This window comes from Paenibacillus sp. FSL L8-0340 (assembly GCF_038593145.1).
Taxonomy (GTDB): Bacteria; Bacillota; Bacilli; order Paenibacillales; family Paenibacillaceae; genus Paenibacillus_AQ.
Map to the genome: position 1 here is coordinate 780,763 of NZ_CP151967.1, position 25,267 is coordinate 806,029.

Annotated in this window: 20 protein-coding genes and 1 pseudogene; 17 read left to right on the plus strand and 4 right to left on the minus strand. The window is 44.3% G+C overall.

Translation table 11 applies throughout. The features are described 5' to 3' along the window. The first annotated feature begins 32 nt into the window (after positions 1 to 32). Both NST07_RS03575 and NST07_RS03580 read left to right on the plus strand, forming a co-directional pair. Positions 33 to 2,042, plus strand: coding sequence for a DUF3578 domain-containing protein (locus NST07_RS03575; RefSeq protein WP_342481061.1), 2,010 nt, complete (start codon positions 33 to 35; stop codon positions 2,040 to 2,042). Next, positions 2,014 to 4,428 (plus strand): restriction endonuclease-like protein, encoded by a 2,415-nt coding sequence (locus tag NST07_RS03580; protein WP_342481062.1) that lies wholly within the window; start codon positions 2,014 to 2,016, stop codon positions 4,426 to 4,428. The genes NST07_RS03575 and NST07_RS03580 overlap by 29 nt, the downstream gene beginning before the upstream one ends. Before the next feature lie 300 nt (positions 4,429 to 4,728). On the opposite strand, the gene NST07_RS03585 is transcribed toward NST07_RS03580, so the two are convergent. Continuing rightward, a complete protein-coding gene (locus NST07_RS03585) occupies positions 4,729 to 6,468 on the minus strand; it encodes a HAMP domain-containing sensor histidine kinase (RefSeq protein WP_342481063.1) in 1,740 nt (579 codons plus the stop codon). Continuing rightward, entirely contained in the window at positions 6,465 to 7,199 is a 735-nt protein-coding gene (locus NST07_RS03590) for a response regulator transcription factor (RefSeq protein WP_340894897.1), read from the minus strand. Before NST07_RS03590 ends, NST07_RS03585 begins: the two co-directional genes overlap by 4 nt. 291 nt (positions 7,200 to 7,490) lie before the next feature. On the opposite strand from NST07_RS03590, the gene NST07_RS03595 reads away from it, so the two are divergent. After that, complete coding sequence (locus NST07_RS03595) at positions 7,491 to 7,802, plus strand: YbjQ family protein (protein ID WP_038585821.1); 312 nt, start codon at positions 7,491 to 7,493, stop codon at positions 7,800 to 7,802. Here NST07_RS03595 and NST07_RS03600 read toward each other — a convergent pair. Next, a pseudogene (locus NST07_RS03600) lies at positions 7,798 to 8,018 on the minus strand (IS630 family transposase); the annotation flags it as partial. The gene NST07_RS03595 and the pseudogene NST07_RS03600 overlap by 5 nt on opposite strands. A 159-nt stretch (positions 8,019 to 8,177) precedes the next feature. Between NST07_RS03600 and NST07_RS03605 the strand changes: the two are divergent. The 8 genes from NST07_RS03605 (at position 8,178) to NST07_RS03640 (ending at position 18,812) form a co-directional block, all read left to right on the plus strand. Then, positions 8,178 to 8,909: a type II CAAX endopeptidase family protein gene (locus tag NST07_RS03605; RefSeq protein WP_342481064.1), complete on the plus strand. Its 732-nt coding sequence runs from the start codon at positions 8,178 to 8,180 to the stop codon at positions 8,907 to 8,909. 96 nt (positions 8,910 to 9,005) lie between these two features. Continuing rightward, positions 9,006 to 9,920 (plus strand): Fic family protein, encoded by a 915-nt coding sequence (locus NST07_RS03610; protein WP_341089747.1) that lies wholly within the window; start codon positions 9,006 to 9,008, stop codon positions 9,918 to 9,920. Positions 9,921 to 10,176: 256 nt separating this feature from the next. Continuing rightward, positions 10,177 to 11,337: a cobalamin-independent methionine synthase II family protein gene (locus NST07_RS03615; RefSeq protein WP_342481065.1), complete on the plus strand. Its 1,161-nt coding sequence runs from the start codon at positions 10,177 to 10,179 to the stop codon at positions 11,335 to 11,337. Between the two features lie 259 nt (positions 11,338 to 11,596). Then, positions 11,597 to 12,673, plus strand: a complete 1,077-nt coding sequence (locus tag NST07_RS03620) for an iron-siderophore ABC transporter substrate-binding protein (RefSeq protein WP_342481066.1) — start codon at positions 11,597 to 11,599, stop codon at positions 12,671 to 12,673. Position 12,674: 1 nt separating this feature from the next. Further along, on the plus strand, positions 12,675 to 13,451 hold the full coding sequence (locus NST07_RS03625; RefSeq protein ID WP_341089750.1) for an IucA/IucC family C-terminal-domain containing protein: 777 nt from the start codon (positions 12,675 to 12,677) through the stop codon (positions 13,449 to 13,451). A 30-nt stretch (positions 13,452 to 13,481) separates the two neighbouring features. After that, complete coding sequence (locus NST07_RS03630; protein WP_341089751.1) at positions 13,482 to 15,203, plus strand: helix-turn-helix domain-containing protein; 1,722 nt, start codon at positions 13,482 to 13,484, stop codon at positions 15,201 to 15,203. A gap of 154 nt (positions 15,204 to 15,357) precedes the next feature. Continuing rightward, positions 15,358 to 17,091 carry an ABC transporter ATP-binding protein gene (locus tag NST07_RS03635; RefSeq protein WP_342481067.1) on the plus strand — a complete coding sequence of 578 codons (1,734 nt, stop codon included), beginning with the start codon at positions 15,358 to 15,360 and terminating at the stop codon, positions 17,089 to 17,091. Next, positions 17,088 to 18,812 carry an ABC transporter ATP-binding protein gene (locus NST07_RS03640; RefSeq protein WP_342481068.1) on the plus strand — a complete coding sequence of 575 codons (1,725 nt, stop codon included), beginning with the start codon at positions 17,088 to 17,090 and terminating at the stop codon, positions 18,810 to 18,812. The genes NST07_RS03635 and NST07_RS03640 overlap by 4 nt, the downstream gene beginning before the upstream one ends. Positions 18,813 to 18,968: 156 nt before the next feature. Here the strand turns inward: NST07_RS03640 and NST07_RS03645 are convergent, their stop codons facing one another. Further along, positions 18,969 to 19,523: a dihydrofolate reductase family protein gene (locus NST07_RS03645; RefSeq protein WP_342481069.1), complete on the minus strand. Its 555-nt coding sequence runs from the start codon at positions 19,521 to 19,523 to the stop codon at positions 18,969 to 18,971. A 442-nt stretch (positions 19,524 to 19,965) separates the two neighbouring features. Here NST07_RS03645 and NST07_RS03650 point away from each other — a divergent pair, with 442 nt between their 5' ends. The 6 genes from NST07_RS03650 to NST07_RS03675 all read left to right on the plus strand — a co-directional run bounded on the left by NST07_RS03650 (position 19,966) and on the right by NST07_RS03675 (position 25,266). Beyond that, positions 19,966 to 20,643: a LytTR family DNA-binding domain-containing protein gene (locus NST07_RS03650; RefSeq protein WP_342481070.1), complete on the plus strand. Its 678-nt coding sequence runs from the start codon at positions 19,966 to 19,968 to the stop codon at positions 20,641 to 20,643. A 155-nt stretch (positions 20,644 to 20,798) separates the two neighbouring features. Then, complete coding sequence (locus NST07_RS03655) at positions 20,799 to 21,641, plus strand: sugar phosphate isomerase/epimerase family protein (protein ID WP_342481071.1); 843 nt, start codon at positions 20,799 to 20,801, stop codon at positions 21,639 to 21,641. After that, entirely contained in the window at positions 21,641 to 22,378 is a 738-nt protein-coding gene (gene fabG, locus NST07_RS03660; RefSeq protein ID WP_342481072.1) for a 3-oxoacyl-ACP reductase FabG, read from the plus strand. The genes NST07_RS03655 and fabG overlap by 1 nt, the downstream gene beginning before the upstream one ends. Next, entirely contained in the window at positions 22,375 to 23,454 is a 1,080-nt protein-coding gene (locus NST07_RS03665) for a BtrH N-terminal domain-containing protein (protein WP_342481073.1), read from the plus strand. The genes fabG and NST07_RS03665 overlap by 4 nt, the downstream gene beginning before the upstream one ends. A gap of 1 nt (position 23,455) precedes the next feature. Next, a complete protein-coding gene (mfnA, locus tag NST07_RS03670; protein ID WP_342481074.1) occupies positions 23,456 to 24,613 on the plus strand; it encodes a tyrosine decarboxylase MfnA in 1,158 nt (385 codons plus the stop codon). Continuing rightward, positions 24,610 to 25,266 carry a methyltransferase domain-containing protein gene (locus NST07_RS03675; RefSeq protein WP_342481075.1) on the plus strand — a complete coding sequence of 219 codons (657 nt, stop codon included), beginning with the start codon at positions 24,610 to 24,612 and terminating at the stop codon, positions 25,264 to 25,266. Before mfnA ends, NST07_RS03675 begins: the two co-directional genes overlap by 4 nt. Position 25,267 lies beyond the last annotated feature (1 nt).

Genomic DNA, 25,267 nt, shown 5'->3' on the forward strand with positions numbered 1-25,267 from the left:
GGAAGTTATGGAGAGAGGCATCTAAAAGTCGGTTGAAAGATATCCTTAACAGTCCTGTTAATGCACTTTCGCATATTTTGTTTGTGGATTTGAAAGATAACACTATTGGGTTTCATAGCCAGATTCATAGACAGCTAGGGGACGAGGGGCTTTCGCAGTTAGAGCGGCTTGCCAACGAAGAGCTCCAATCATATAATGCTGCTTTGCAGCGCTTCTCTTTGCAAGGTTATCTAGAGAAGATTATGAACGAATACACGGCTGCTAAAACGGAAGCCTTCGCGGGCCATTCACTTGGCACATTGTTTCGGCAGACTCTTCCTTCCGAGCTTAAAGCATTACCCTTCATAGATGAGCAATACAAGGTTCAAGGCTCGGTTGGGCAAGGGAATTGGGCAACGGTTCCATGGCTGGCAGTTCTGGATAAACGAATCACCGAAACGACTCAGCATGGGGAATATGTTGTGTATCTGTTTGCCGAGGATATGAGTGCTGTGTATCTTACGTTTAATCAGGGCGTAACGAAACCAATTCAAGAGAAGGGGCGAAGAGACGGCTATGCTTATCTGAGAGACCGCAAAGAAGCGCTTCTAGACCTTCTTGCTCTGACTAATATGAATAAGGATGAGAACATTCGTCTCGTGGATAGCGGTCTAGGACAAGACTATCAGGTATCGACGGTTGCTTACATTAAGTACGAAAGAGGAAACGTCCCGAACGATGAGCAGCTCATTCAAGATCTTGAGAATGTAATCGAAGATTACCGTCTATATGTGGAATCGGTGATTGCTCCCAGTGATGACGAAGCCAATGACGAGGAAGTGGAAATATTGCCACAAGAAGCGGAGCCTTTGAAGGACGAGCAAGTAACAAGTATCCTCCACCAAATCCAATCCCACATCCGCCGCCAAGGCTTCTTTTTCCCTGAGCACCTGATTGAGAACTTCTACCTCTCGTTAAAGGCCAAGCCTTTTGTTATTTTGGCGGGCATATCGGGCACAGGAAAGACTCGGCTAGTGAAGCTCTTTGCGGAGGCGCTTGGAGCAACGAGGGATAATGGTCAGTTTACCTTGATCCCAGTCCGGCCGGATTGGAGTGATCCTGCGGATCTGCTGGGGTACAAGGACCTCTCGGGCAGGTTCCAACCGGGTCCGATTACGAAGGTGTTCGTGGATGCGCGGAAGCTGGAGAATCAGCATAAGCCTTATTTTATCTGCCTGGATGAGATGAATTTGGCACGGGTCGAGCATTATTTCAGTGATCTGTTAAGTGTGCTGGAAACACAGGAGTGGCGGGAGGGAAGGATTACGACGCAGGACCTTATCTCGCCTACCTTGCTGGATACACCTGAGGATCAAGAGGAGTATGGCAGTCTTGGCATCCCGGAGAATGTGTTCTTGATCGGGACGGTGAACATGGACGAGACCACACATCCTTTTAGCAAAAAAGTACTCGACCGCGCCAACACGCTAGAGTTCAATTACATCAATCTAGAGCAGTATCCGGATTTGAGTGAGCAGATAGAGGCTAGTGATAGCTTTGACGCTGCCGAACTGAATCATCTTTTCCTGCGCTCCGATTATTTGCAGCTAGTTGATGCCTATGATGTCAACAAAGAGCTCGTTGTCCGGACGACAGAAAGATTGGTTAAGATCAATGCCTTGCTTGAGGATATTCATGCTCATGTGGGCTTCCGGGTGCGGGATGCGATTTGCTTCTATATGATTTATAACGATCGGTACAAGCTGATGAGTGAGGAAGAAGCCTTTGACTGGCAGCTGCTGCAAAAGATACTACCTCGCATCCAAGGGAGCCACTCCTCGGTTCGCCGAGTCCTGCTGAACTTGATTAAGGGGGCTATTGGTAGTGGTGCTGGCGTGACGGTAAATATTGAAGATCTCATGGAGGACGCTACTCCACTCTATATGAAATGGGCTGCTGGCCAAACTCCGCCTACGGCCAAGCATCCGCAAAGTGCTCGTAAATTGGCTTTTATGCTCAGGAGGCTGGAGGAAGATGGATTCACCTCATTCTGGCTCTCTTAATGGGGCGGCCGAGTTGCTCCGTATCGAAACGGAGCTTTTTACGCTTTATGTGCAGGGGCGGCCTTATCATCCTACTGTAGAGACATTGCAGCTTCATCGTTCCTCTAGTCAGGAGTGGGTGAGTGCACAGCTTGGGCTAGATTGCTCCGAACGGCTGGGTAATGTGCAGATCAAAGTCTTCTCACCTGAGCTGGGCGGGATGGTGGAGTGGCAGCCGGGGGAGTCTGTGTTTCCATGTTTTTATGAGACACAGTCGTATGAATTGGTTATCCAGAATAAGAGCATTGATAGCCTCTCCTTTTATCATGAGAATGTGCTGCTGCGGCAGGCGGTTAAGCCTCTAGGGGACTCTATTCTTGCGGGTGTTCTGAACTTTGGGAATGAGGTTGGTTTGACGGAGTGGGAGGTCCGAAGCGCGGGACAGACTTTACTGCGGGTAGAAATGGAGATTTTCCCCTCCAAGATGGATTACAAGCTGGATTACCAGAATATTTTGAATGAAGTAAACGCACAGATTTATAATTTGGCCTTTGATTTTTTGCGCCGAACCTACCAGCTAACAGGCCTGCGGGAGACGCAGCATCAGAGCCTGACGGAGTTCTTCACCATACTACAGCATGTCTTTAGACAGCTCTTGGATGCGGTTGAGCGGATTAACAAGAATCCTAATTACGCGCTACTCCAGGATCGCCGACTAGTGGATGCCAATCGGGTCAAAAAGGCAGGAAGAGAGAATATCCGCGAGCTCGCGAAGCATCCCGAACGATTGAGAGAAGATACGAACCGGGGATTCATAAAAATCGGCAGCCGAAATTATACAGCTACACATTTAATAGAGACACGTAAACGCCTAGCCTATGATACTAATGAGAATCGGTTCATCCGCTGGATGCTGGAACGTATTCATGGGAAGCTGAAGGAGCTCAAAGGTCGCTGGAAGATGAACAGCCGAACCCCAGATCCATTACTTATCAAAAGGTTAGACGCCATGCTCACTCAGCTAGAGCGGGTGCTCAAGATGGATTTCTTGCGTGAGGCTGGAGTGCTGAAGCAGATGTCCGTTACGCTTGTGCTGCAGATGGCCCCGGGATACCGCGAGGTTTATCGCTGTTATCTGATGCTGCTTAAAGGCCTGTCTATCCAAGGCGACCTGCTCCGCTTATCGATGAAGGATGTTGCTCAGCTCTATGAGTATTGGTGCTTTCTCAAGCTGAATCAGCTTCTGGGTCAGAAGTATAAGCTGGTGAAGCAGGATATTATAAAAGTGAATCGGAACGGTATCTTTGTTACGCTGGATCGCTCGCAGAGCGCTAAGATGGTCTATGAGAATCCAATCAATGGCGAGCAGTTCATCCTGTATTATAATGCGATTCCTGGAACGGACAAGACGCCGACGCTGAGTCAACGCCCGGATAATGTGCTAACCCTGAAGAAGAAGGATGCGGGCACAATCAAAGAGTACAAGTATGTATTTGATGCCAAGTATCGCTTAAACCCTGCTTACGAGGGGACTTCCTATCATCGGACTTATAGACAGCCTGGGCCGGAAGAGGATGACATTAATACGATGCATCGCTATCGGGACGCTATTGTGTACCAGGAAAAAGGCTCAGGGGAATATGAACGAAGCATGTTTGGGGCGTATGTGTTATTTCCGTATCCGGATGAGGAGCGCTACAAGACACACCATTTTTACAAAAGTATTGAGCTATTGAATATCGGCGCGTTACCGTTCCTACCGAATTCTACAAGCTTGGTGGAGCAATTCTTAGATGAGATTATTCAGGATAGTCCGGAAAAAGCTTTTGAGCGCTCCACACGTCCACGGGGGACGAGAGAATACTATGCCAATCAGCTTGCGGGCAAGAATGTGCTGGTCGGTTCTGTTCGCGGACCCGGGCAGGTGGAGGTGTCGTTGCAGAAAGCTTTTTATCATATGCCATTAAAAAACCTTTCAGATGTAAAGATCCTCACTCAGCTCGAATACGTGGCAATGTGCCAATCCAGAAAAAAATTCTATGATCCTGCGAAAACGGGGATTCACTGGGTTGGGAAAGTAGCCGATTGGAAGGTGCTGCGGCGTAAGGAGATCAAGGAGGTTCCTTCTCGCCCGGGTACAGAAGAAGAGCTGTATATACGCTTCACGATTGAGGCCTGGCAGCGGTTAGCGGTGCCTGTCTTGCTGGGAGGACAAGGGATTTATACGGTGCTCTATACCAGTAAGTATATCCTGGACCGGGCCTTGGAGCTTGCAGAGCTCCGTTTAGAAACGGAGGAAGATATTCGCGAATGGCGTGAGAAACGCCGCAGGGGTAAAGTAAAAGTGAAGCTGGATCATGAGCAGTATGTGGATCTAGGGAAGGTTGTGGAGGTTCGGAATATTTGAAGTAACGGGAGGCCAAATCATCATGATAATCAGCAACTTCCTGATTACCGTGATGGCTGCACGTTCCCGTTAATTGTTGTTGTATGTGTTGACTCTGCTTACTCCACACATGTGGAATCGTGTTCAATGTTGGGAGTACATGGAGACTGCAGTTTTTTTGATATTATACGTGCTTATGGGTGGGGGGCCGCTTACAATTATGCTTACAGATCAGTCTCCCCCTAGAGATGAGAAAGAGCGGTGTCCTGATTTTGCTCAGCTGAGCGTTTACACAGGGAAGAATCATTCCCAGCCAAACGCTCAGTTGGGCAATAAGATCTCAATTATCGTGCCTTGCCACACTTTGGATTTTACCTGGATTTCGCCGCTATGCGCTTCCACGATGGTTTTGGCGATGCTCATCCCGAGCCCGGAGCCTTCCGTCGATTCATCGGAATTCGTTCCCCGGTAGTAGCGATTGAACAAATGATGTAGTGTTTCCTCGTCCATCCCTTTGCCATTATCGATTACTCGTATGCATGCCTTGTCGTTCATCCTGCCGACATAGACGTTGACAATCACGCCAGGCGGGTTATGCTTCACGGCGTTGGACAGCAAATTGTCCATCAACCGCATCAGCCAGGTTTCATCGGCCTGTATCAGCAAGGGACAATCCTCCCCAACATAGTGAAACTGATACTCAGACATCATGGCGTCGTTGACGTACTTCAGTACGGAGCAGCGCACCAGCTCAACCAAGTCGATCTCCCGAAACTTCATGATCGAATCGCCCTGCTTGAGCTGATGAATCAATGAGAAGTCGGAGATCAACTCCAGCATATAATCCCCCTTTTCCCGGATCGTCGAGCCCATGATGCGCATCTCCTCCTGGCTCCATTGCTCAGGCAAGCTCTCCCACATATACCCATAACCTTGAATTGTGGCCAGTGGCGTGCGCAGATCGTGGGAAATCCCTGACATCCACTCCGCTTGCGCCTTTTCCAGCCTCTCGCGTTCCTTCTCGATCTGAGCCAATTGATGAGTCATCTGATAGAAGGATTCAATCACTTCCTTATAGAGCCTGTAGCGGATGCGCATCATGCCATTGCGGCGGAATACCTTGCGCATGTCCTTGGCGGTCAGTACCTGGTCGTACTGTCCCCGGCCCATACGTTCGAACCAGCCTGCGAACAGAATCAGCGGCTGACCGTAGCGGTAGCCATGCCAGATGGAGATCGGCAGCGCCAAGAACAGGATCAGAACTGTAATCCGGACGAGTCCACGCGTTGCCTTTTCCATCACAGGATGCTTCAGAGGGGCTCCCGCTGCATGGGGGGTATAGAGAATCCACGTCATTCCGCTCAGCTTGTCCCGATGGGCGACAATATTCGTGTCATAGTTGCTGGGCGATTGCTGGATGGCCAGGATATCCAGCTGTCGATACGCCTTCTGCACGTATGCTCCATCGCCGATGCCCTGTACGATATGGCTCTCGGGGTCGATCACCTGCAGATAGCTGCCGGTTTTGCGCAGTCGCTGGTCCAAGTGGGAAACCGCTTCGCTACGCACGATTCCATGCTGCCCGTAGGCATCAAACCAGGCAACGAGCTGGTCAAGGTCAGGACTAGGATAGCCCAGTATATACAGAAGCGGGTCTTGGAAAGCAAAATTAAGCTGAGTGTGTACGGCGTACGTCCCAAACGTCCGTGTCTCTTGGATATCGAGCAGTTGAGCGATGGAGTAGGAGGCCGGCAGCGTATGATGTGGAGTTGTATTGACGGCGTAGATCACCTCTCCTTCGGCACTGACAATCTGTAGCCACATGCCTTTTTCCTCGATGAGCTTGTCCCACTCGGGGGAGATCTGAATCGTCCCGTCCTTGTAATGAGCTTCTTGAGCGATCTGTTGCAGGACGCCAACCGGAAAGTTCCGGCGTATCTCATTACTCGTCATGTTCTGGAAAAACAAGATGCAGGCAACCAGAGTAATAGCCACCATAAGCAGGGCATAAAAAATCAATTGATACGTGAAGTGGAAGGCCATGCGCTGTTGGATCTTCATCGCTCCTGCGGCTCCTTCACCAGCTTGTAGCCAAGCCCGCGTACGGTAAGCAGCAGCTTCGGATTACCGGGGTCGATCTCGATCCGCTCTCGGATGCGCCGGATATGCACCATTACCGTCGAATCATCGCCCTGTCCGTTGATCCCCCAAACCTTGTCGTAGAGCTGTGTTTTGGAAAATACGATGCCGGGAAACTTACAGAAGTGCAGCAGCAGCTGGAACTCCTGCGCGGGGCAAGGAACTGGCTGTCCCTCCACGATTAGTTCGCCCTCCACCTCGTTGACGGTGAAGCGGCCAAACCGGTAAATCCCCGGATCGGGCCGTTTCGCCGGACTGGACGTCGAGGTTTCTGGCTCCAGTCGGCGTATGCGTGCCTGAATTCTTGCGGCCACCTCCAGAGGATTGAAGGGCTTCGTGATATAATCGTCCCCGCCCATAGCGAAGCCTCGCAGGACATCGAGATCGGAAGCCTTGGCCGTCAGAAACAAAATATGCGGATTCCCGTATTTGCGGAGCTTGGAGCAGAGCTCCAGGCCGCTGCCGTCGGGGAGCATGATGTCGAGCAGGAGGATATCGGGGGCTTCACGCTTCGCTAAATCGAGAGCTTCCGCACAGGTGGAAGCCGTGTACAGCTGATGAAACCCTTCCCTGCGAAGCACCATTTGCAGCATCGTGACAATCGAAGGCTCGTCGTCGACGATTGCGATTTTAAAATCGGATAGATTTGTCATTGTTTTCACCCATTTCCATAGTAGCATAATCACTTTAACAGAACCTAAACGGCGGGAGTGAAATTAAGCTGATGTTTGTCTATCCGTTTAGGTTCTGTTTCATTGGGGCTGGTAGGATAGGGGTGAGAAAGCTATTCGAACATACAAAGGATTGGTTTATGAGAAGATCGTCCATAGTCACCGCCGCTCTTGTTGTATTCATGTCATCCGAAAAAGGCCGGTTGGCGCCTGAAGCGGAAAACAGCAACAAAAGTATTACCCTATAGCCAGGCCAATTGAGGAGGATAAATTATGATTATAACCACTACATCAACTATTGAAGGTTCCCCGATAAGGCAGTATCTGGGCATTGCCACCGGTGAAGTCATTATAGGAGCCAACGTATTCAGAGACTTCAAGGCTTCGATTACCGACCTCGTAGGGGGGCGTTCGGGCGCTTACGAGGGCAAGCTTCAGGAAGCGAGAGATACGGCATTTGCTGAGATGACTCAGAAAGCTTCAGGGATGGGAGCTAATACGATTGTCGGAGTCGACATTGATTATGAAGTCATTCGCGATGGCATGCTGATGGTTGCCGTAAGCGGGACGGCCGTGATCGTTTAACACCACGATGTTTGCCTGTTGTCTGGATGACACGTTGCTTGCCTTTGAGAAACCACGTATGCTGAAGCGCTTGGTAATCGCGGATCATCGACTCATCTTTGAAGAGCAAATGAGCGATTTTCTCGTCCATTCACCTTATTTCAAAGTAGGAAAAGTTACTTCTGTGAAGGCTTGTTGCTTGACTTCATCCACCGCAGCTAGCGTATAGGTGATACGATGGTCTGCTTCAGTTGTTCTTGCTGTTCCTTCGTCAGTCGCAAATATTTATAGACCGTTCGTTCCGTTCTGCCGATAATCTCTGAAATCTCTAGCGTATCAACTTATATACTAAATAAGTCGTTATCTACGCATAACGATGCAAAGAGGTGTACACCCGTGAAAAATGTTCAAAAATTGTCTGAAACTGAAAAGGAACTCATGGAGGTAATTAGCTCTTCCACGTCCACTATGCCCCAAGCCCGACCTGGCTGGCCAGAGACCCTAACTGCACTGGGTCTCTATCTGATCGGCATTGTTATGCTCGGTCTTTGGATGGCGCAAATCCCTGACGAGCAAGCCATCTTGCGAATTAACATCGGGGGTGTAGGCAATGGTCTCGTTGGCCTCGCCTCCTTGTTCGCAGCCTACGCCCTGCGGGTTCGCGATCTGCGCGCTTTCGGTTTCCGGGCGGTCGAACGGAAATGGCTGCTTGTGGGAGCCGGCCTCGGTGTTGTCGCGTTCGGCGGATGCTTCGTTATAGAGGGGGTGTATTTTCACTTCATCACCGAGCTGAACAACCAAGCGGACTTCCAGACGGCGGCGCAAGGCGGTGCGCTCTCACTCTTCGTTCTGCTTATCACTGGCGCTATCCTCACGCCGCTCGGCGAGGAGTTTGTATTCCGTGGCGTTATTGCCAATGCCCTGAACCGTTACGGAGCATGGGCCGGCGTGGTTGGCAGCGCTGCGATCTTCGGCGTCGTTCATGGATTCAACGTCATCCTGTTCGACGCATTCATGGTCGGCATCCTGAATGGTATACTGTTCCGTAAGACGGGTTCCATCTGGCCCGGGGTCGTGGTGCATATCGTGTATAACGGCCTCAATCTTCTCTACTATTCTACGCTATAGATCTAATTTCATGAGACATCGTGGCAGAGACAAACAGCTCGGTCAGCTGCGCGCGACCGTGGCTGTCTATGATCGTAGCGTTTTAGCATAGATGTAGTGCTCATCATCGTCGGGCGTGCTCGCGGAATTCGCGGATGTGGAGAAGCTCAGACAGAATCTTGCACAACTGCATATTTTACAATAGAGAATGCTATAATGATAACAATAGGTAAGGCTATTTTGACTGTTAAGATACATGGAATCATTCTGAATTTACTGGGAGAAATGTGGATGAAATATGAAACATTAATAGAGCTCTTACAGGAAGAAATGAAGATGGGGCTTAAAGGAGGGCTGTACCATCAGACCCAAATTAAGCTTGCCTATAACTCCAACCGGATCGAAGGCAGTCGGTTATCTGAGGATCAGACACGATATATTTTTGAAACCAACACAATAAACGTAGAACCTGAAGAAACAGCAAGTGTTGACGATATTATTGAGACGGTAAACCACTTCGCCTGCTTTGACTATATGTTGAACCTTGCACATGAAGACTTATCCGAAGAAATGATCAAGGAATTCCATAGAATCTTAAAAAGAAATACTTCAGATGAAAGAAAAGACTGGTTCCGCGTGGGGGATTACAAAGTCAGGCCCAATGTGGTAGGAGATATGAAAACAACTGCTCCGGGAAAAGTGGCAAGCGCGATGGGGAAGCTGCTCACCATGTATCACCAAAAACCCGGAATTTCGTTTGAGGACATCGTAGACTTCCATCATGAATTTGAAAGCATCCACCCTTTTCAGGACGGAAACGGTCGTGTCGGCAGGATCATCCTGTTCAAGGAATGTTTGAAAAATGGTATACTCCCCTTTATCATCGACCATGAGTATAAGCTGTTTTATTACCGCGGCCTGAAGGAGTACTCTTCGGAAAAAGGATATTTGCTGGACACCTGCCTGTCGGCACAGGACAGATATGAAGCGGAGGTTGCTTATTTCTTTCCGGAATTGAAGCGTCTTCCGTGATAACCGCTCAAGGCATGTGGAATCCGTTGCGGTATTGGTTATGATACCCGAACTTTTCTAAGTTCGGGTTGTTGTTTATATAGTTCGCCTTTAAGAAGGCTATAATAGCTATTTATTTCCTTAGAAAGCTAAGATACTCATTATACCTTTTAACTATAACCAGATATTACTTTTAAGTGTTATGTAGATAATATTCCTCCATGCTAGAATCTAACCATTAGAGAAAGACATGTGGTTAAATGGAGGAGGATTTTACATGTGCAATAGATTTCAAATCGTAGGCAGCCTGTTGCGTCCGTCGAATTTATTAGAATATAAACATCAGATTGAGCATCGTGATGATATCAGTTATCCTTTTTACCAAGATTTCCAAGGGTATGAGCAGTGTGAAGCTGAGGCGATTGAGGCTGTAGTTGATAAAGAAATTAACAATGGTTTGTCCATTCTTACGGATGGGGAACATTCCAAATCTATGTGGCATTTGGATTTTGTCTGGGGCTTCCAAGGAATTAGCCGCTATATAGCGGATCATGGATATTTTTTCAGAGATACAGATGGGGCTTCAAAATATGAGACCCGAAAAGATATTGGTTTGCGCATCACAGGTGAATTAGGTGGAAAGAACCATCATTTTATTGATGTATTTAAGAAACTTCAAGCCCTAGCGGGCGACCGTGAAACCAAGCTGTGCGTACCTTCTCCATCCCATATTTTTGGTGAGTTATCGTGGTCGGATAACATTGGCGGCACAGAAGCGGTTTATAAGGACAGACATGAGCTTAAAGACGGTCTGGTTAAGGCTTATAAGGAATTCGTTGCGGATTTTGCCGCCGCTGGAGGACAAATCCTGCAATTCGACGATTGCTTATGGGAGCTATTTGCAGATGATAACCCGAACTCTCCATATACTGGCGAGAATATCAATCAAGAGGAAGTACAGGCTCTGGCTACAGAATTTATTGACATTAACAATACAATCATTGATTTTGGTCATAGCTTAGGCCTCAAAATGTGGACTCATAACTGCCGTGGTAACTATGATTCCCGTAATATGGGTGGTGGCTCCTATGCCAAAATTGCTAATCTGTTCTTGAAGCAGCTGAAATACGACCGCTTTTTCCTGGAATGGGATGATGACCGTGCAGGCTCCCTTGAGGCGCTTGCGGTGTTCAAAGATAAGCCTGATACAGAAATTGTACTTGGATTGTTGTCTTCTAAGACCAATACACTCGACGACGAGGCCCGTGTAGTTCAAATGCTTGATGAAGCCTCGAAAATTATTGATAAGGATAGATTATTACTTTCTCATCAATGCGGGTTTGCGTCCTGTGATGGCGGCAATGAATTAACGGAAGATGAACAGTGGGCGAAAATTAAACAAGGACAACAGATTGCCCAGCAATATTGGGGTAATTAATATTTAACTTAGTTAATAAGGGGAGCAGGTCCCCTTCCTTAAGACTGTCGATGGTATTGTCGGCAGTCTTTTTATATTGGATTATCGGAATCGCGAAGGGATACTGTGTAAAAGGAAACATGCTCCTATGGAGCACAATGTCGCATTAATCCGGCTGCAATGTCGCAAAAGTACATGGAAACGGAGTATGTGGATCGATTATACTCGCTTTATATAATATGATAATGAAAATCATTATCATGCAAAAGGGGGAGTCAGCATGAACAGAGCAACAAAGAGGCAGGCAACCGGTAGCAAGATAAACGCCGCCCGAAAATGTGGACCATTAATGGTATGGATGCTGGCACTGGTACTTGTGCTGACGGCTTGCGGCAATGGAGGGGGCACCAATGAAGGCTCAGCCGCACAGTCGTCTGCTGCTGCTTCAGCCGAGCCGTCTCCAGCGTCTGAAACTCAGGCTCAGACATCGCCGGAGGCGCAGGCTGCTGCAGCCTTCCCGGTTACCATCCAGCACATGAAGGGCGAATATACGCTGACCGGGAAGCCGAAGGTGATTGCTACGCTTGATGTGAAATTTGTCGATCAATTGATAGCGATTGGTGAGCACCCGGCAGGCAGCGTTGTGGCTGGAGGGAAGGACGCCAAGTTTCCAGAATATTTAAGCGACCAACTGGGTGAGGTGAAGGTCCTCGGTACACGCGATGAGCCCAATCTTGAGGCTATTGTTGCGTTGAATCCGGATCTTATATTGATGACCGACTTTCAGGAGCAGGTGTATGACAGCGTCAGTAAAATTGCGCCTACCATAGTACTCGACTTCTACGAGGATTGGCAGGATACGTTGGCTACCATCGGTAAGATAACAGGCAAGCAGGCGGAGGCGGAGGTAGTGCGTCAGGCTTACGAGGACAAAATCGTCGGACTGCGGGAGAAATTGTCGGCGAAGCTGGGCGACGAAACGGTAGCGCTGATTCGCCCTAGACCGGAAGGTATTCGTGTACATGGTCCCGGGCATCGGACCGGAAGCATTCTTTATGAGGATTTGGGGTTAAATGTTCCTGCATTCGTTCAGGAGATTAAAGATGACACCTCCGTTGAAATTTCGATGGAGAGAGTCGCTGATATCGGAGCAGATCACTATTTCCTGCTGTCGGATGAATTGTTTGCCAAAGAGGCAGAGGCTCTGGCAAGCAGTCCGGTCTGGAAATCCCTTGATGCAGTCAAGAATAACCGTGCATATAACGTGAATTCAACGCTCTGGATCGCTTACTATGGTCCCATTGCTCTTAACATTATCGTAGATCAGGCCTCGGAAGCGCTGCTGGGATCGCATTGAAATGGACAACTATCTGTCGTCTGTCTCCTGGAAGCAAATAGCGGAAGAATACCGGCTGTGGCTAGGCGAGCCGCCTAAAGGCAGCGTCCGTACTATTGCCCTGAGCCAGTTGCATGAAGAAGCTGCATGCCGTGAATATGTAAGCTGGCTTAAGGATTATATCGGCGCGCCGGATATGCAGGTTGCCGCTTCCATGCTGGCCAAGCGGATCGGCTATCTGTGGATCGCGCCGCTTCTGACAGCTATGACCTTTCATAATCGGGAAGTCTCCTTCCCGATGGAGAACAGCTTCCTTTATCATCCGGCTTCCCCGGCTTTTAAAGTGGATACGCCTTTTCCTTTCCTGGCGCTGAACGGACTTCGGGCTGCATCGCCACCGGAAGACAGGGAAGCGTGGCGGGAAGAGGTCGTAGAGGAGATTTTTGCGGTAAGACTTGCGCCGCTGCTGCAGACGCTTGCCGCCATTGGCCCCGTCTCTATAGCGGTGCTTTGGGAGAATATTATGGTGCGTATTGCTCCGCTGTATTCTCCTGGAGCAGACGAATCCAGACAAGAAAGGCAGCGGATGCATGCAGATTTTACGTTCCTGACCCGGATGGCCCCCGGGCAACTGTTTGGCGAAAGGCGGAATCCGTTTACCCGTTTTACAGAGAACAATGATCGGGTACAGGTTGCGAAGAACAAGCGCATCACCTGCTGCTTTTATTACCGGATGTCAGGAGAATATTGCGTAAAGTGTCCGAAAATTGACAATGAGAATGAATCTCAATTAAAATGACAATAGAAACATTGTCAGGAGATGAGAGGAATGCCGCTGCAAGAGCAGGCAAGTTTATGGAGTGATACGACAATCAAAACGCTTGACGTGCGCAGCGGTACTTTGCCGCCTGGCGGTGTGATGAGCGAAACGGGATTGACAGCCAATCTGCTGCTGCTGGCAGGCGGCGGAGAAGTGGGGCTTGTGATGAATGGTGAAGTTTGCCATATCCGGGCCTCTTTTGCTTGTCATGCTGTCAAGGGATCAGCTTTTACTTTGACTGCCGGATCAGAAAACATTCATTATACCATTATTATCTACAAGGCAATTCCTATGACGGGAGCCGCCCATGTTCTGTTCCCGCAGCGTAATCACCCGCTGCGCACTTCGTTTGTTCATTATCCTGTGCTCCCGGCGGAGCTGCATCAGGCGGCGGACAAGATCGTAGCCAAATGGAGCCGGGGAGAGGGGCTGGAACGTTTCCATGCCAATGCGCTGCTGCAAGGAGTGCTGTATGAGCTTATTATGGAGCATGAACGCGGCCGGGGCGGCGCAGCGCCGGACATGGTGGATGTTGTGTCTGCCTATATAGCGGGGCATTATCGTCAGGAGCTGAAGCTTAAAGAGCTGGCTGCGCTTGCCGGCTGCGGCGCGAGACAGCTGCAGCGGCGGTTCAAACAGGAGAAGCTGCTCGGACCGATGGAATATGTGATCCAGCTGCGGATGGAGAATGCAGAGCGGATGCTGCGTCATACGGACGCTCCCATCGGCGAAATCGCTGAAAGAACAGGCTACCACGACATGTATTACTTCAGCAGAGCGTTCAAGAAATATTATGGAGTTCCCCCACAGCTCTACAGGCGCACTGCCGCTTCCGGGACCGGTGCGCTCTCCGCTTGTTCCGGGCTGCCGGACCGCTTGGCCTGCTCGTACGAGTCGCTGCAGGGACCGGTGATATGCCATATGCGAGGCGAATATTGCGTTACAGCCTCTCCGCGGCGGATCGCCGTACTCGACGTTCAATATGCTGACCATTTGCTTGCGCTTGAGATGCTACCGGCAGGAAGTGTAGGACTAGGCAGTGCGGCGTTAAATTTCCCCCCATATATCAGGGACAGGCTTAAGGCAACGGAAATGCTCGGAACCTATGAGTACCCGGACCTGCAGGCTGTGGAACGGCTGCAGCCGGATTTGATTATCTGTACCGAGGTGCATGATCAGCACTATGAACGCTTAAGCCGGATTGCTCCAACTATAATGTTTAAGCGTAATGAGAGCTGGCAGAGAATTCTGAGCCTGTTCGGCGAACTGACGGGCAAGCGGGCGGAGGCGGAACGTATTATTACGGATTACATTCGCCGGACGGCATTACTGTCAGAAGAACTTGCCCCGGTACTGGCGGGGAAGAGCGTGGCTCTGATCCGCCCGCGTGAGTCAGTGGTTCGGGTACATACTGCCTCTCATCGCACAGGCGCCGTGCTGTACCGGGACCTTGGTCTGCCTGCTCCGCTATTTGTCGCAGACACCTCCGACACGGCTTATCATATTTCAGTCGACAGACTACCGGCTGTGCATGCTAACCACTACTTTTTACTTAGCAACGAGATGATGCAGGAGGGAATATCTGTGACAGAGCAAAGCGTCTGGGGCATGCTGGATGCAGACAGGCGGCAGCATATATATCCGGTGGATGCCGCTACATGGATCGGCTGCTATGGACCGACAGGCATCAATTGCATTGTGGATCAGGTGGCCCGCGCCCTGCTGGCCTGAGCGGCAAGCCAAGGAACCTCAGCTTAGTGCGGAGCCACTGAATAAATTTGTTATTAATTCACAAGCACCTGTCATTGGCAGGTGTTTTGAGCTTTTTACATACGAACATTTGTGCTACAATATCCTTTGTGAATATATGGAAAGCGGTGAGTTTATGACAAAAAGGCAATGGGTCACTAAATTTATGCTGATGCACAAATGGGTACTTGTATGCGGGTTCATAATCACTACATTAATGACGATGATCAATCTGATTTATCCGTTCCTGGGCGGGAAAATCATCAATATCGCATTTTATGATAAAGACATGAGCGCCTTTTTGAATTTGTGCTTAATCTATGCCGGCATACTCATTTTCAATCAGTTTGTCGTTGCGACGTTAAATAATCTCATTTCGTCGCAATTGATGACGGGTTTTGTCTTTGATATACGGCGGGCGCTTTTCAAAAAGATATTACATAAAAAAGGGAAGGACCTTTCCGGGATGTACAGCGGAGATATGATCAGCCGGATGAACCACGACGCCGCGGATATTATGAATCTCATTTTCTGGAGCGGACTTTGGGGATATTCCAACCTTCTGCATATCCTATTCGCTGTCTGCTTTATGTTTTACTACAATATCTTTCTGGGGGCTTTTACGGTCGTGCTGGTTCCCGTCGTATTTTTTACCTCGAAATATTTCAAGGCAAGAGCGCAGAAGGTCAACAAAGATATTGCAGCGGAACAGGGTAAACTATCCTCTTACTTATTTGAGATTGTGAAAAATTTGCGGGAGATAAAAATCCTTAACGCAAGTAAAAAAGTAAGGAGCGTTTATTTAAGAAAAACGACATCCATTAATAAAATGAACGTAGAAAACGGAAGAATCGAAGTGACGACAGAAAGGCTTAATTCGTTCATCACGCTTATCGCACAGCTGCTGATATTTGTGATCTGCGCCTATTTCATCGTTAAAGGCCAAATGCAGCTCGGCGTTTTTGTAGCCGCCATAAGCTATTTCAATATAGCCGTGAACTACTTCAGCTCCATTAACAGCAAAATTGTCGATGTCTGGGGACAGACCGTCTCCTTACAACGTGTCGTGGATATATTGAATGAAGAGGAAGAAGATTATAAAGAAAACCATCCTCCAAAACAAATAAAGGAGGGCAAGATCGAATTTAACAATGTCACCTTTGGATACACCGAAGACAGACCTATTCTGAACGGATTCAATCTCCGCGTGGATGCAGGAAGCACGATTGGCATTGTCGGGAAGAGCGGCGCAGGTAAAACAACGATGGGGAACCTGCTCTACAATTTATATAACGTTGACAGCGGCGAGCTTCTGATCGACGGGATGAATGTCAATGAGTATAACCTGCATAGCTTGCGGAGCCAGGTGGGGATTGTCCATCAGGAGACCATCCTTTACGATAATACCCTGCGTTACAATCTTTCATTTACCAACAACAAGGATAATGATAACGCATTAATGGAAGCTATTAAGAAAGCCGCCCTTTATGATGTTGTCCTGACATTCCCTGACGGACTGGACACGCTGCTTGGGACTGAAGGGCAAGAATTATCCGGCGGGCAGAAGCAGCGTCTGGCTATCGCAAGGATACTAGTCAAGAATCCTAAGATTCTGGTCTTCGACGAAGCCACAGCATTCCTCGACAGCCGGAACGAAGCGCTTATCCGGAACGTGATGAGTGAGTTGTCACAAGACCGGACGCTTATTATCATTGCCCACCGTTTTTCCACCATTAAAAGCTGTGATAAAATCGCGGTTTTAGCGGATGGCGTTGTCAAAGGCTTTGATACTCACGACGTACTGATTAGAAACAATAAAACGTATATAGACTTATTCAGCGAACAGTGTTTAGGAGGTGAGGCTGTATGAAACGCTTGGACACCTTTAAGGCATTAACCCGGGATATAGACGGTATTAACAAGCCGTTGATTGTGCTCGGATTTTTCAAGCTGTGGAACTTAATTTTCGGGCTTATCCCTCTGTTCTTGTATTCGTTTTTGGTTAATCGCGTTTTAGTAGATAAGAATATGAACGAGCTGTGGCCGGTCATCACCGGTTATCTGGCTGTTTTCCTGTTCGCGACAATCGGAGTTGCGGTCAGTAAGCGGTTCTCCAACCGGTTAATACTAAAATATGACCTGAGAATAAAGAATAAATTGCTGAAAAAGTATATCAGCCTTGATAATGATGTATATAGCAAATATAGCATTGGCGACGTTAGAAGCCGGATTGAAAACGATTCTACTGCTGCCGGGAACTTTTTTACGACCCATATATTGGAATTTATCTATGCTGTCGTTTACGCTGCTGCGCTGGCAGTTATTTTATTATGCTACGACTGGCGAATCGCGCTCCTCAGTTTTGTTTTTGTTCCGGTCTCTTTATTTACGGTTAATTTTTTGGGAGTGAAGACGAAGACAACCGGAGAGGAACTATGGAAACTGCAAATAAAATATGAATCCTTCCTACACTCGAATTTTCAAAACTGGAAGGATGTTAAGACCAATAACCTTGAAGACGCACAATTGGATGAATTAAACGGACACTACAAGAAAATAAGGCATATTTGGTTCCTCAACCAGTTCTATTTGCATCTGGGGATTACCTATTCATTCTTCACGAAAAACTTCATTACCCAGCTGTTTATCTACTTTATTGGCGGATTATTTGTAATTAAGGGCTACTCGGAAGTCGGTGTGCTGCTCGTTTTTATCAGCTTTTACGGGCAGTTTTTCGGGTACATAGAAAGCATTAGTAATTCCATGATGAATTATAAGAATGATTCGGTGAATATCGAAAAGGTTATCGGGATATTAAATTTAGAAGCAGGCAATAGACCCTATAAGAAAATTGACGGAACAGATCTAAACGTTGAAAATCTGAAATTTACCTATGAGGGAAACAATTCATTTGCTCTTGACGGTATTTCGTTCTCCGTGAGTAAGGGCGAACATCTGGCCATCGTTGGAGAAAGCGGCAGCGGCAAATCTACAATCGCTAAACTGTTGACCGGGCAGATTAACCCGCAAGGGGGGACTGTACAGATTGGCGGCATTGATATCTATACGGTTAACAGCGAGAGTGTGTCAGAAAAAGTTAGTATAGTTGTGCAGGAACCCGTTCTTTTCAATATGACGATCAGAGAAAACTTATTGCTGGCAAAGGCCGGCGCAACCGATGCGGAATTGATAGAGTGCTGCCGCAGAGCGAGTATTTATGACTTCATTGAAACCTTGCAGAATCAATTGGATACGATAATCGGAGAAAAAGGTGTACAGCTTTCAGGAGGCCAGAGACAGCGCTTATCGATTGCCCGTGCTTTTTTACAGGACAGGGACATCATCATTTTTGACGAAAGTACCAGCGCGCTTGACAACGAAAATGAGAATGACATCATTACAGAACTCAAGAGCCTTTCATCGGGAAAAACCATGATTTCCATTGCTCATCGTTTATCTACTATTCTGGACTGCGACAAGGTAATGGTTCTAAAAGATGGCAGGGTGGTAGCCTTTGATACCCATCAAAACCTATATAACAGAAACGAAACCTATGATTTGCTTTTCCAAAGTCAGTATATGGCAGGTTGATTTAAGGGAAATTGAAGCTTAAGGAATGGAGCGGGCGTATGCTCGCTTCATTTTTTTGAAATATAATTTATATGCTTCACGCTATAAATTATCCTTCTATTTCTCGCTGAAACGGATACCGTTCTTTTGAGGACGGCGAAGCCGTTTCCGCTTGGTTTATTTGTCATTCAAATGATAGATTAGTTGCACAACGCCGGAGGAGAACTTTCTTGTATTAACCATTTTTAAATTCAATCTCTGCTTAATATCAATAAACAACGGTTTTCCTTCTCCCAGAACGACTGGGTGAACAGATAATCTAAACTCATCAACAAGCCCTAAATTGATAAAAGTTGTAATAAGACTTGCTCCACCATATAGCCAGATGTCTTTGCCAGGCGTATTCTTTAATGTATTTACTTCTTCAAGAATATTATCATTTATGAATATTGCTTTATTAGCAGTCCCTTTTTGTGTCCCGGAAAACACGTATTTCTCTTTACTGTGAATTGATTCCCAAATTTCTTTTTCAGCATCATCTTGTTCAATTCCTGGAGTATATTGTCCCCATAAATCATAGCTTGTTCTTCCATACAAAATAGTGTCAATCTGATTTAAGAAATGAATAAATCCCATCTCAGAATCCATAATGCACCAATCAAGTTCCCCGTTTGTCCCTTCAATAAAACCATCTAAAGTAACTGCTAAATCTAAAATTATTTTCCGTTTCATGATTTGTTACTCCTTTCGTTGATCTATTACCCATTATAAACCTCAAATATGTCATCCTATGTCATATTAAAAGAAAGGGTGCGGTATGAATATTATGGCATGTAAAGTTGAAGCATAGGACAAAGGGAGCATTCGGGGTATTTGATTAAATGTGTCTAAATTTAATAATAATTGGCAGACAATTACTATAAAAACCATATATGAGATATAATTGTGTAATACAAAATTTAAGGAGGTTTTTTTGTGGTTTTTATAAGCTTTTTAGAAATAAGGTCATGTATAACTTAGCAGCTGAAATTGTTTCCACAAAGGAATTGCATCGAAAGCTAACTCTGAATAGAAACCTTGAATCTACCAAACAACTTTTCAGTTGACCATCTCATCTGCTAATCGGAAAATAATCATTTCTTTCATATCTTAAAATGAAAAGAGGAAGTGTTTTATGGTTAAAGTGGCGATATGTGATGAAAGTTATTTGTGTGAAATGATAAGGTCTCGTATAGATTTCTTTTTTAAAGGTGAAAATACGAAATATGAAATTAAAGTATATAAAGACAGTTTTGATTTTTTAAAAGATAATCGAAAAAATGATTTTGATGTTTTTTTTGTTAACCTCATTGAATTGGAGAATGTTTTGAAAACGCTAATGGATTTTCAGTATTTTTCAGATAATAAGATTTCAATAATAGCTTTCTCATTAAATAATGATTTCAATGTTGCATTTGAATTTGTTAAAACTGAACATACGCTTGATGGAGTAATAGAATTTCTACTTAATAAGCTAGATACAAATAAAAAATATAAATTTGAATTAAAAGATGGTGTTCAATATGTAAAAGCAGAAGACATTATATATGTTTATAAAGAAGGTAGAAATGTAGCAATTAAATTAAAAAAAGAGGTGTTGATTTTAAAAAGTAGGTCATTGGAGGAAATCTATAAAACACTCTATGGTCATAATTTTGCAATGATTCATAGAGGAATGATTATTAATTTTAATTACGTTAAAAACGTAAAAAAGGTAGAAAGATTATTGAGTGTAGAAATGGAGGATGGACAAGTATTTTTTGTTTCAAGGAATCAATGTGATCCAATTAAAAGATTAATAAAAGACATATAATTTGCTCCCTTATGTGAAAAAATGTACAATTCAGTCCACGAAAAAACCTTTATATGCCAAAAATGAAAAATATACTTTGTTTTGTGCTAAGTTTGAATTAGAAATAACGCCATGAATTATTTAAACATTAGTCTATAGATAGGAGGAAGTAATTGATGAAAGTAAGTTATAACACTAATGGGTTAAGGCATTTAACTATTAAGGAAGCGCTTAAAACAGTTAGAAATCATAATTATGATGGTGTTGAATTATCATTTCATGAAAACCATTTACATCCTTTAATGACTACAAGAAAAGAAGTGGAAGAATTAAAAAACTTCTGCTCAGACCACAATATTATTATTTCTTGTATTTCTGCTGGTGCGGATAATTTATTGGGCGAGATGCCTTTTGAACCATCACTCATAAATCCTAATAAAGCATGCAGATCTATTAGAAAAGACTTTTTAAAGAGATCTATAGAAATTGCTAATAATTTGAATTCACCTTACTTAGTTTTTGCTAGTGGTAAACTGAAAGACAATATAGACAGGGGTATGGCCTATAATTGGCTAATAGAATCGATTGAAGAATTGCTCAGTGAATGTGGCGGTTTAACTATGTTAATTGAACCAGAGCCTGAATTTTTAATTAGCACTAGTACCGGAGCCATTCAATTAATAAAAGATATTAATCATGAACATTTCAAAATGAATCTTGACATAGGGCACGTAAATTGTTGTGAGGACGACTACTTAAATGCCATTGATAAAGCACTCCCCTTCACAAAACACATTCATATTGAAGATATTAAAGATCGTATTCATTATCATGAAATACTAGGACAAGGTCATCTGGATTTCCCACAAATTTTCAGCATTCTTAGTAAACATAACTATGATGGATTTGTAAGTGTTGAACTATATAATCACACAGGTGTTCATCAAAAGGCATTAAAAGAAAGTTATGATTTTATAAATAAACATATTGAATTAGTTCCAAAAGGACAGTTAATTTGATGTTCAATGACAAGATTATATTAATTACGGGTTCGTCAAGGGGCATAGGCAGGGAAGTTGCAATTGAATTTTCTAAAAGAAAAGCAATTGTAATTATGAACTATAAAAATGACACAGCTATGGCACGCGAGACCTTCGAAATTATTAAAGCCTTCTCTCCAAATTCGATTCAAATTCAAGCGGATATATCCGATCCTGAACAAGTTAAGGCAATGTTCGAGAACATTAAAAAGAAGTTTGGGAGAATTGATATTTTAGTCAATAACGCTGGGATTAGTAACGATAAATTATTTATCAATAGTACAGAAGAAGATTGGATTACATGCATAAACACGAATGTTATAGGATTGATGAGTTGTTGTCATGCGGCTATGAAACGAATGATCAGACAAAAGGCTGGGAAAATCATTAATATCTCTTCAGTAAGTATATATGATAGTAAAATAGGTCAAACATACTATGCGGCTTCAAAGGCAGCTGTAGTAGCCTTCTCAAAAGCTTTGGCTAAAGAAGCAGCAAAATGGAAGATTAATGTGAATGTGGTAGTTCCGGGTTTGATTTCTACAGATATGACCGATCAGACTATAAAAGATATGGATTCGGAAATAAAAAAGATACCGCTTGGAAGAATAGGAACTCCTCAAGATGTAACATCGTTAATTCTATTTTTATCCGGTGACCAATCAGACTACATTACAGGAGGGGTGTTTACGGTGGATGGTGGGCTGTCCGCATGAAAAAAATGATTGAAGGGTTTGTGTATGATCCAGGTTACCACTGCATTTCCACAACCTTGCAAAACTATTTTAATTATTGGGGATTTAACTTTACGGAAGCAATGGCATTTGGTTTAGACAGTAGTTTAGGCTTTTGCTATAGAAAGCACGATGTGTTAACCAGCATACCGGCATTCTATACAGGAGGTCGAAATTACACTTGGGTCGATAATATTTGTGAAGTTCTTGAGTTGAGCCACAAAAGACTATTCGAAACGAATGGTGAGAAAGCATGGCAGGAGACAAAGGCTTCAATTAATAATAACATTCCAGTTATTGTTGAACTTGATAAATCTAAGCTTGATTACTGGAAGGGAATATTGAGAGAAGTTCCTTTCCATATGGTGCTTCTCGTAGGGTATGACGATAAGCATGTTTGGCTAGGGGAAGTTTATGACAAAAAAATCAACGACAAAAGACAGTCAAATAATTTACATGTTACCTCAATTGATTGTGTTAAAAAAGCTAGAGGTGCTGATCTATATTGGGGAAATACCCACAATGCACAGCACATAATTGATGTACCTCAAAATTATAAATTGAGACTGAAAGAAGCAATTTATAAAGCGATTAAAAAGAATACTTTGAGTTACTTAAAAGATACAAATGAAGGAAGCTATAGGGAACTTCAATTATTCACCAATGAGTTAGAGAGTTGGCCTGAAATTTTACCACTAAAAAAGTTTGATAGTAATAGACAGTCTTATGTTTCTCCCTTACGAGCACAACTTATTATAACTGGTAAAATGTTTGACGAAGTTGGTACTGGTGGTGGGAATTTTAGATCATTATATTCTAAGTATTTATATGAAGTTTCAAAAATATTCTCAAATGATCACTTGTTATTGAAGGCTGCAAAAATGATGCACCAATCAAGCCTAAATTGGATAGAGATATCAAAATACTTTCATTATTCAAGTCGATTAGATCATTCGGGAATCTTCATACAATTATTGAAGGTTAAAAAGCTGCTTGAAGAGACTGTTGAACTAGAGGCGAAAGCGTTTTATTTACTTGAACAATGGGAGGGAACGTAATGTGAGACAAATAGGCTTAAATAGTAATGAGATTATGAAAGAAATACTTGATATTAGAAAAGCAGATGTACAATGGCCATTTGTTTTTAATTCAATTTGTTCCGAGCCCTTACATATTGGTGTGGAAGCTTTTATTAAGGGACTAGATACTAACTTGGGAGATAATAGAATCTTTAAAGGAACTGCTAAAGTCGAGAATAAAGTAATTGAGCTCTTGAAAGAGGTATTTCACGGGCCAGACATGGTTGGAAATATTGTCTCAGGGGGAACAGAAGCGAATTTTCTAGCTCTCCAAGTTGCAAAAAAGATGCGGCCGGAAGTAGAAAAACCTGAAATTCTGTTTACAGCAACTACTCACTATTCTGTATTAAAAGCGATAGAATTTATGGGCCTAAAATACAAAATTGTTGAGACTGATGAAAATTTCTCAATGGATATTAGTGATTTGATTCACAAAATTGGAAAAGATACGATTGCAATTGTTGTAAATGCCGGGAGTAGTGAGTTGGGTTGCATTGATCCTATAGAGCAAATTGCTGAAATTGCACGCGAAAATAAAATCTATCTTCATGTTGATGCAGCTACAGGCGGTTTCATCATCCCATTTGCCAAAAAATTAGGATATTCATTGCCGGAATTTGATTTTGCTATAGATGGAGTTAGTTCAATCACAGTGGATCCACATAAATATGGACTTGCTCCCATTCCTGCTGGCGGTATTCTCTTTAAGAACAAAGATATCCAAAACTACTTAACTTTTAATTCATATTTTTATGGGACACAAGCACATACAACGTTATCTGGCACTAGAGGTGGGGCTAGTGTACTAGCGGTATATGCAATTTTAGAATATTTGGGAATGGAAGGGTTCATCCAGATAACAAAAAAAAATTATGAAAGTACGGAATATTTGATTAAACGATTAGAACAGTTGGGTTATACACTAGTCTGCACTCCTCAATTAAATATCGTTACCTTTTATGTAGATAATGCACATAATCTGATGAATCAACTAGAAACAAAAGGGTTTATTGTATCCGTTTCAAGAAGATTTAAAAATGCATTAAGAATAGTTATAAATAATCATTTGAGTATAGATTTAATAGATAAGTTTGTAGAGATGCTAATAACAATTGATGTTAAGGAGACGAGTCAATGAAAAAGGAAAACACTATAAAAAGTTATTCCTCTCAAGAACTGGAAAAAGTGATTCATTATTTGGATGGTCCTTTAAGAATCGCTTTAAAGGAAAATGAAGCTGTAATTTTACATGCGGATCTAAAAGAAGGTGATTGTGTCCTTGATATAGGATGTGGAACTGGCTTTTTAAGTTTGATAGCTGCTCAAAAGGTTAATGCAAGCGGGAAAGTGATTGGAATGGATTCGAGACAAGAAATGCTTGATGTAATGCAAAAAAAAGCAGAGAAGCGGGGGCTTGATCATATTATTAAGCCTTGTTTAGGGGATGCTTGTTCTTTGGAGTTTTCTGATAATTGCTTTGATGCTGTAGTTATGTCCTATGTACTTCATGAAAATAGTGAACGTACTGAGGTTATATTAAGAGAAATCTATCGTGTTTTGAAACCTGGAAAAAAACTAGTGATCTCTGATTTTATTAAAGTAGCAGATCCTGAACGTAATAAGGAAATCGAAGCTTGGCATAAAGGAACGGATCCTGAATCAGATGCAGATGAAGTGCACTTGAAATTTTCACTATCCGACTATATTAGCTTATTTGAGAAAAATAATTTTAAAGATGTAAAGGGTGAGGTTTGGATTGAGTTTCAGGGAATTGTTGAAGGGAGAAAATAAG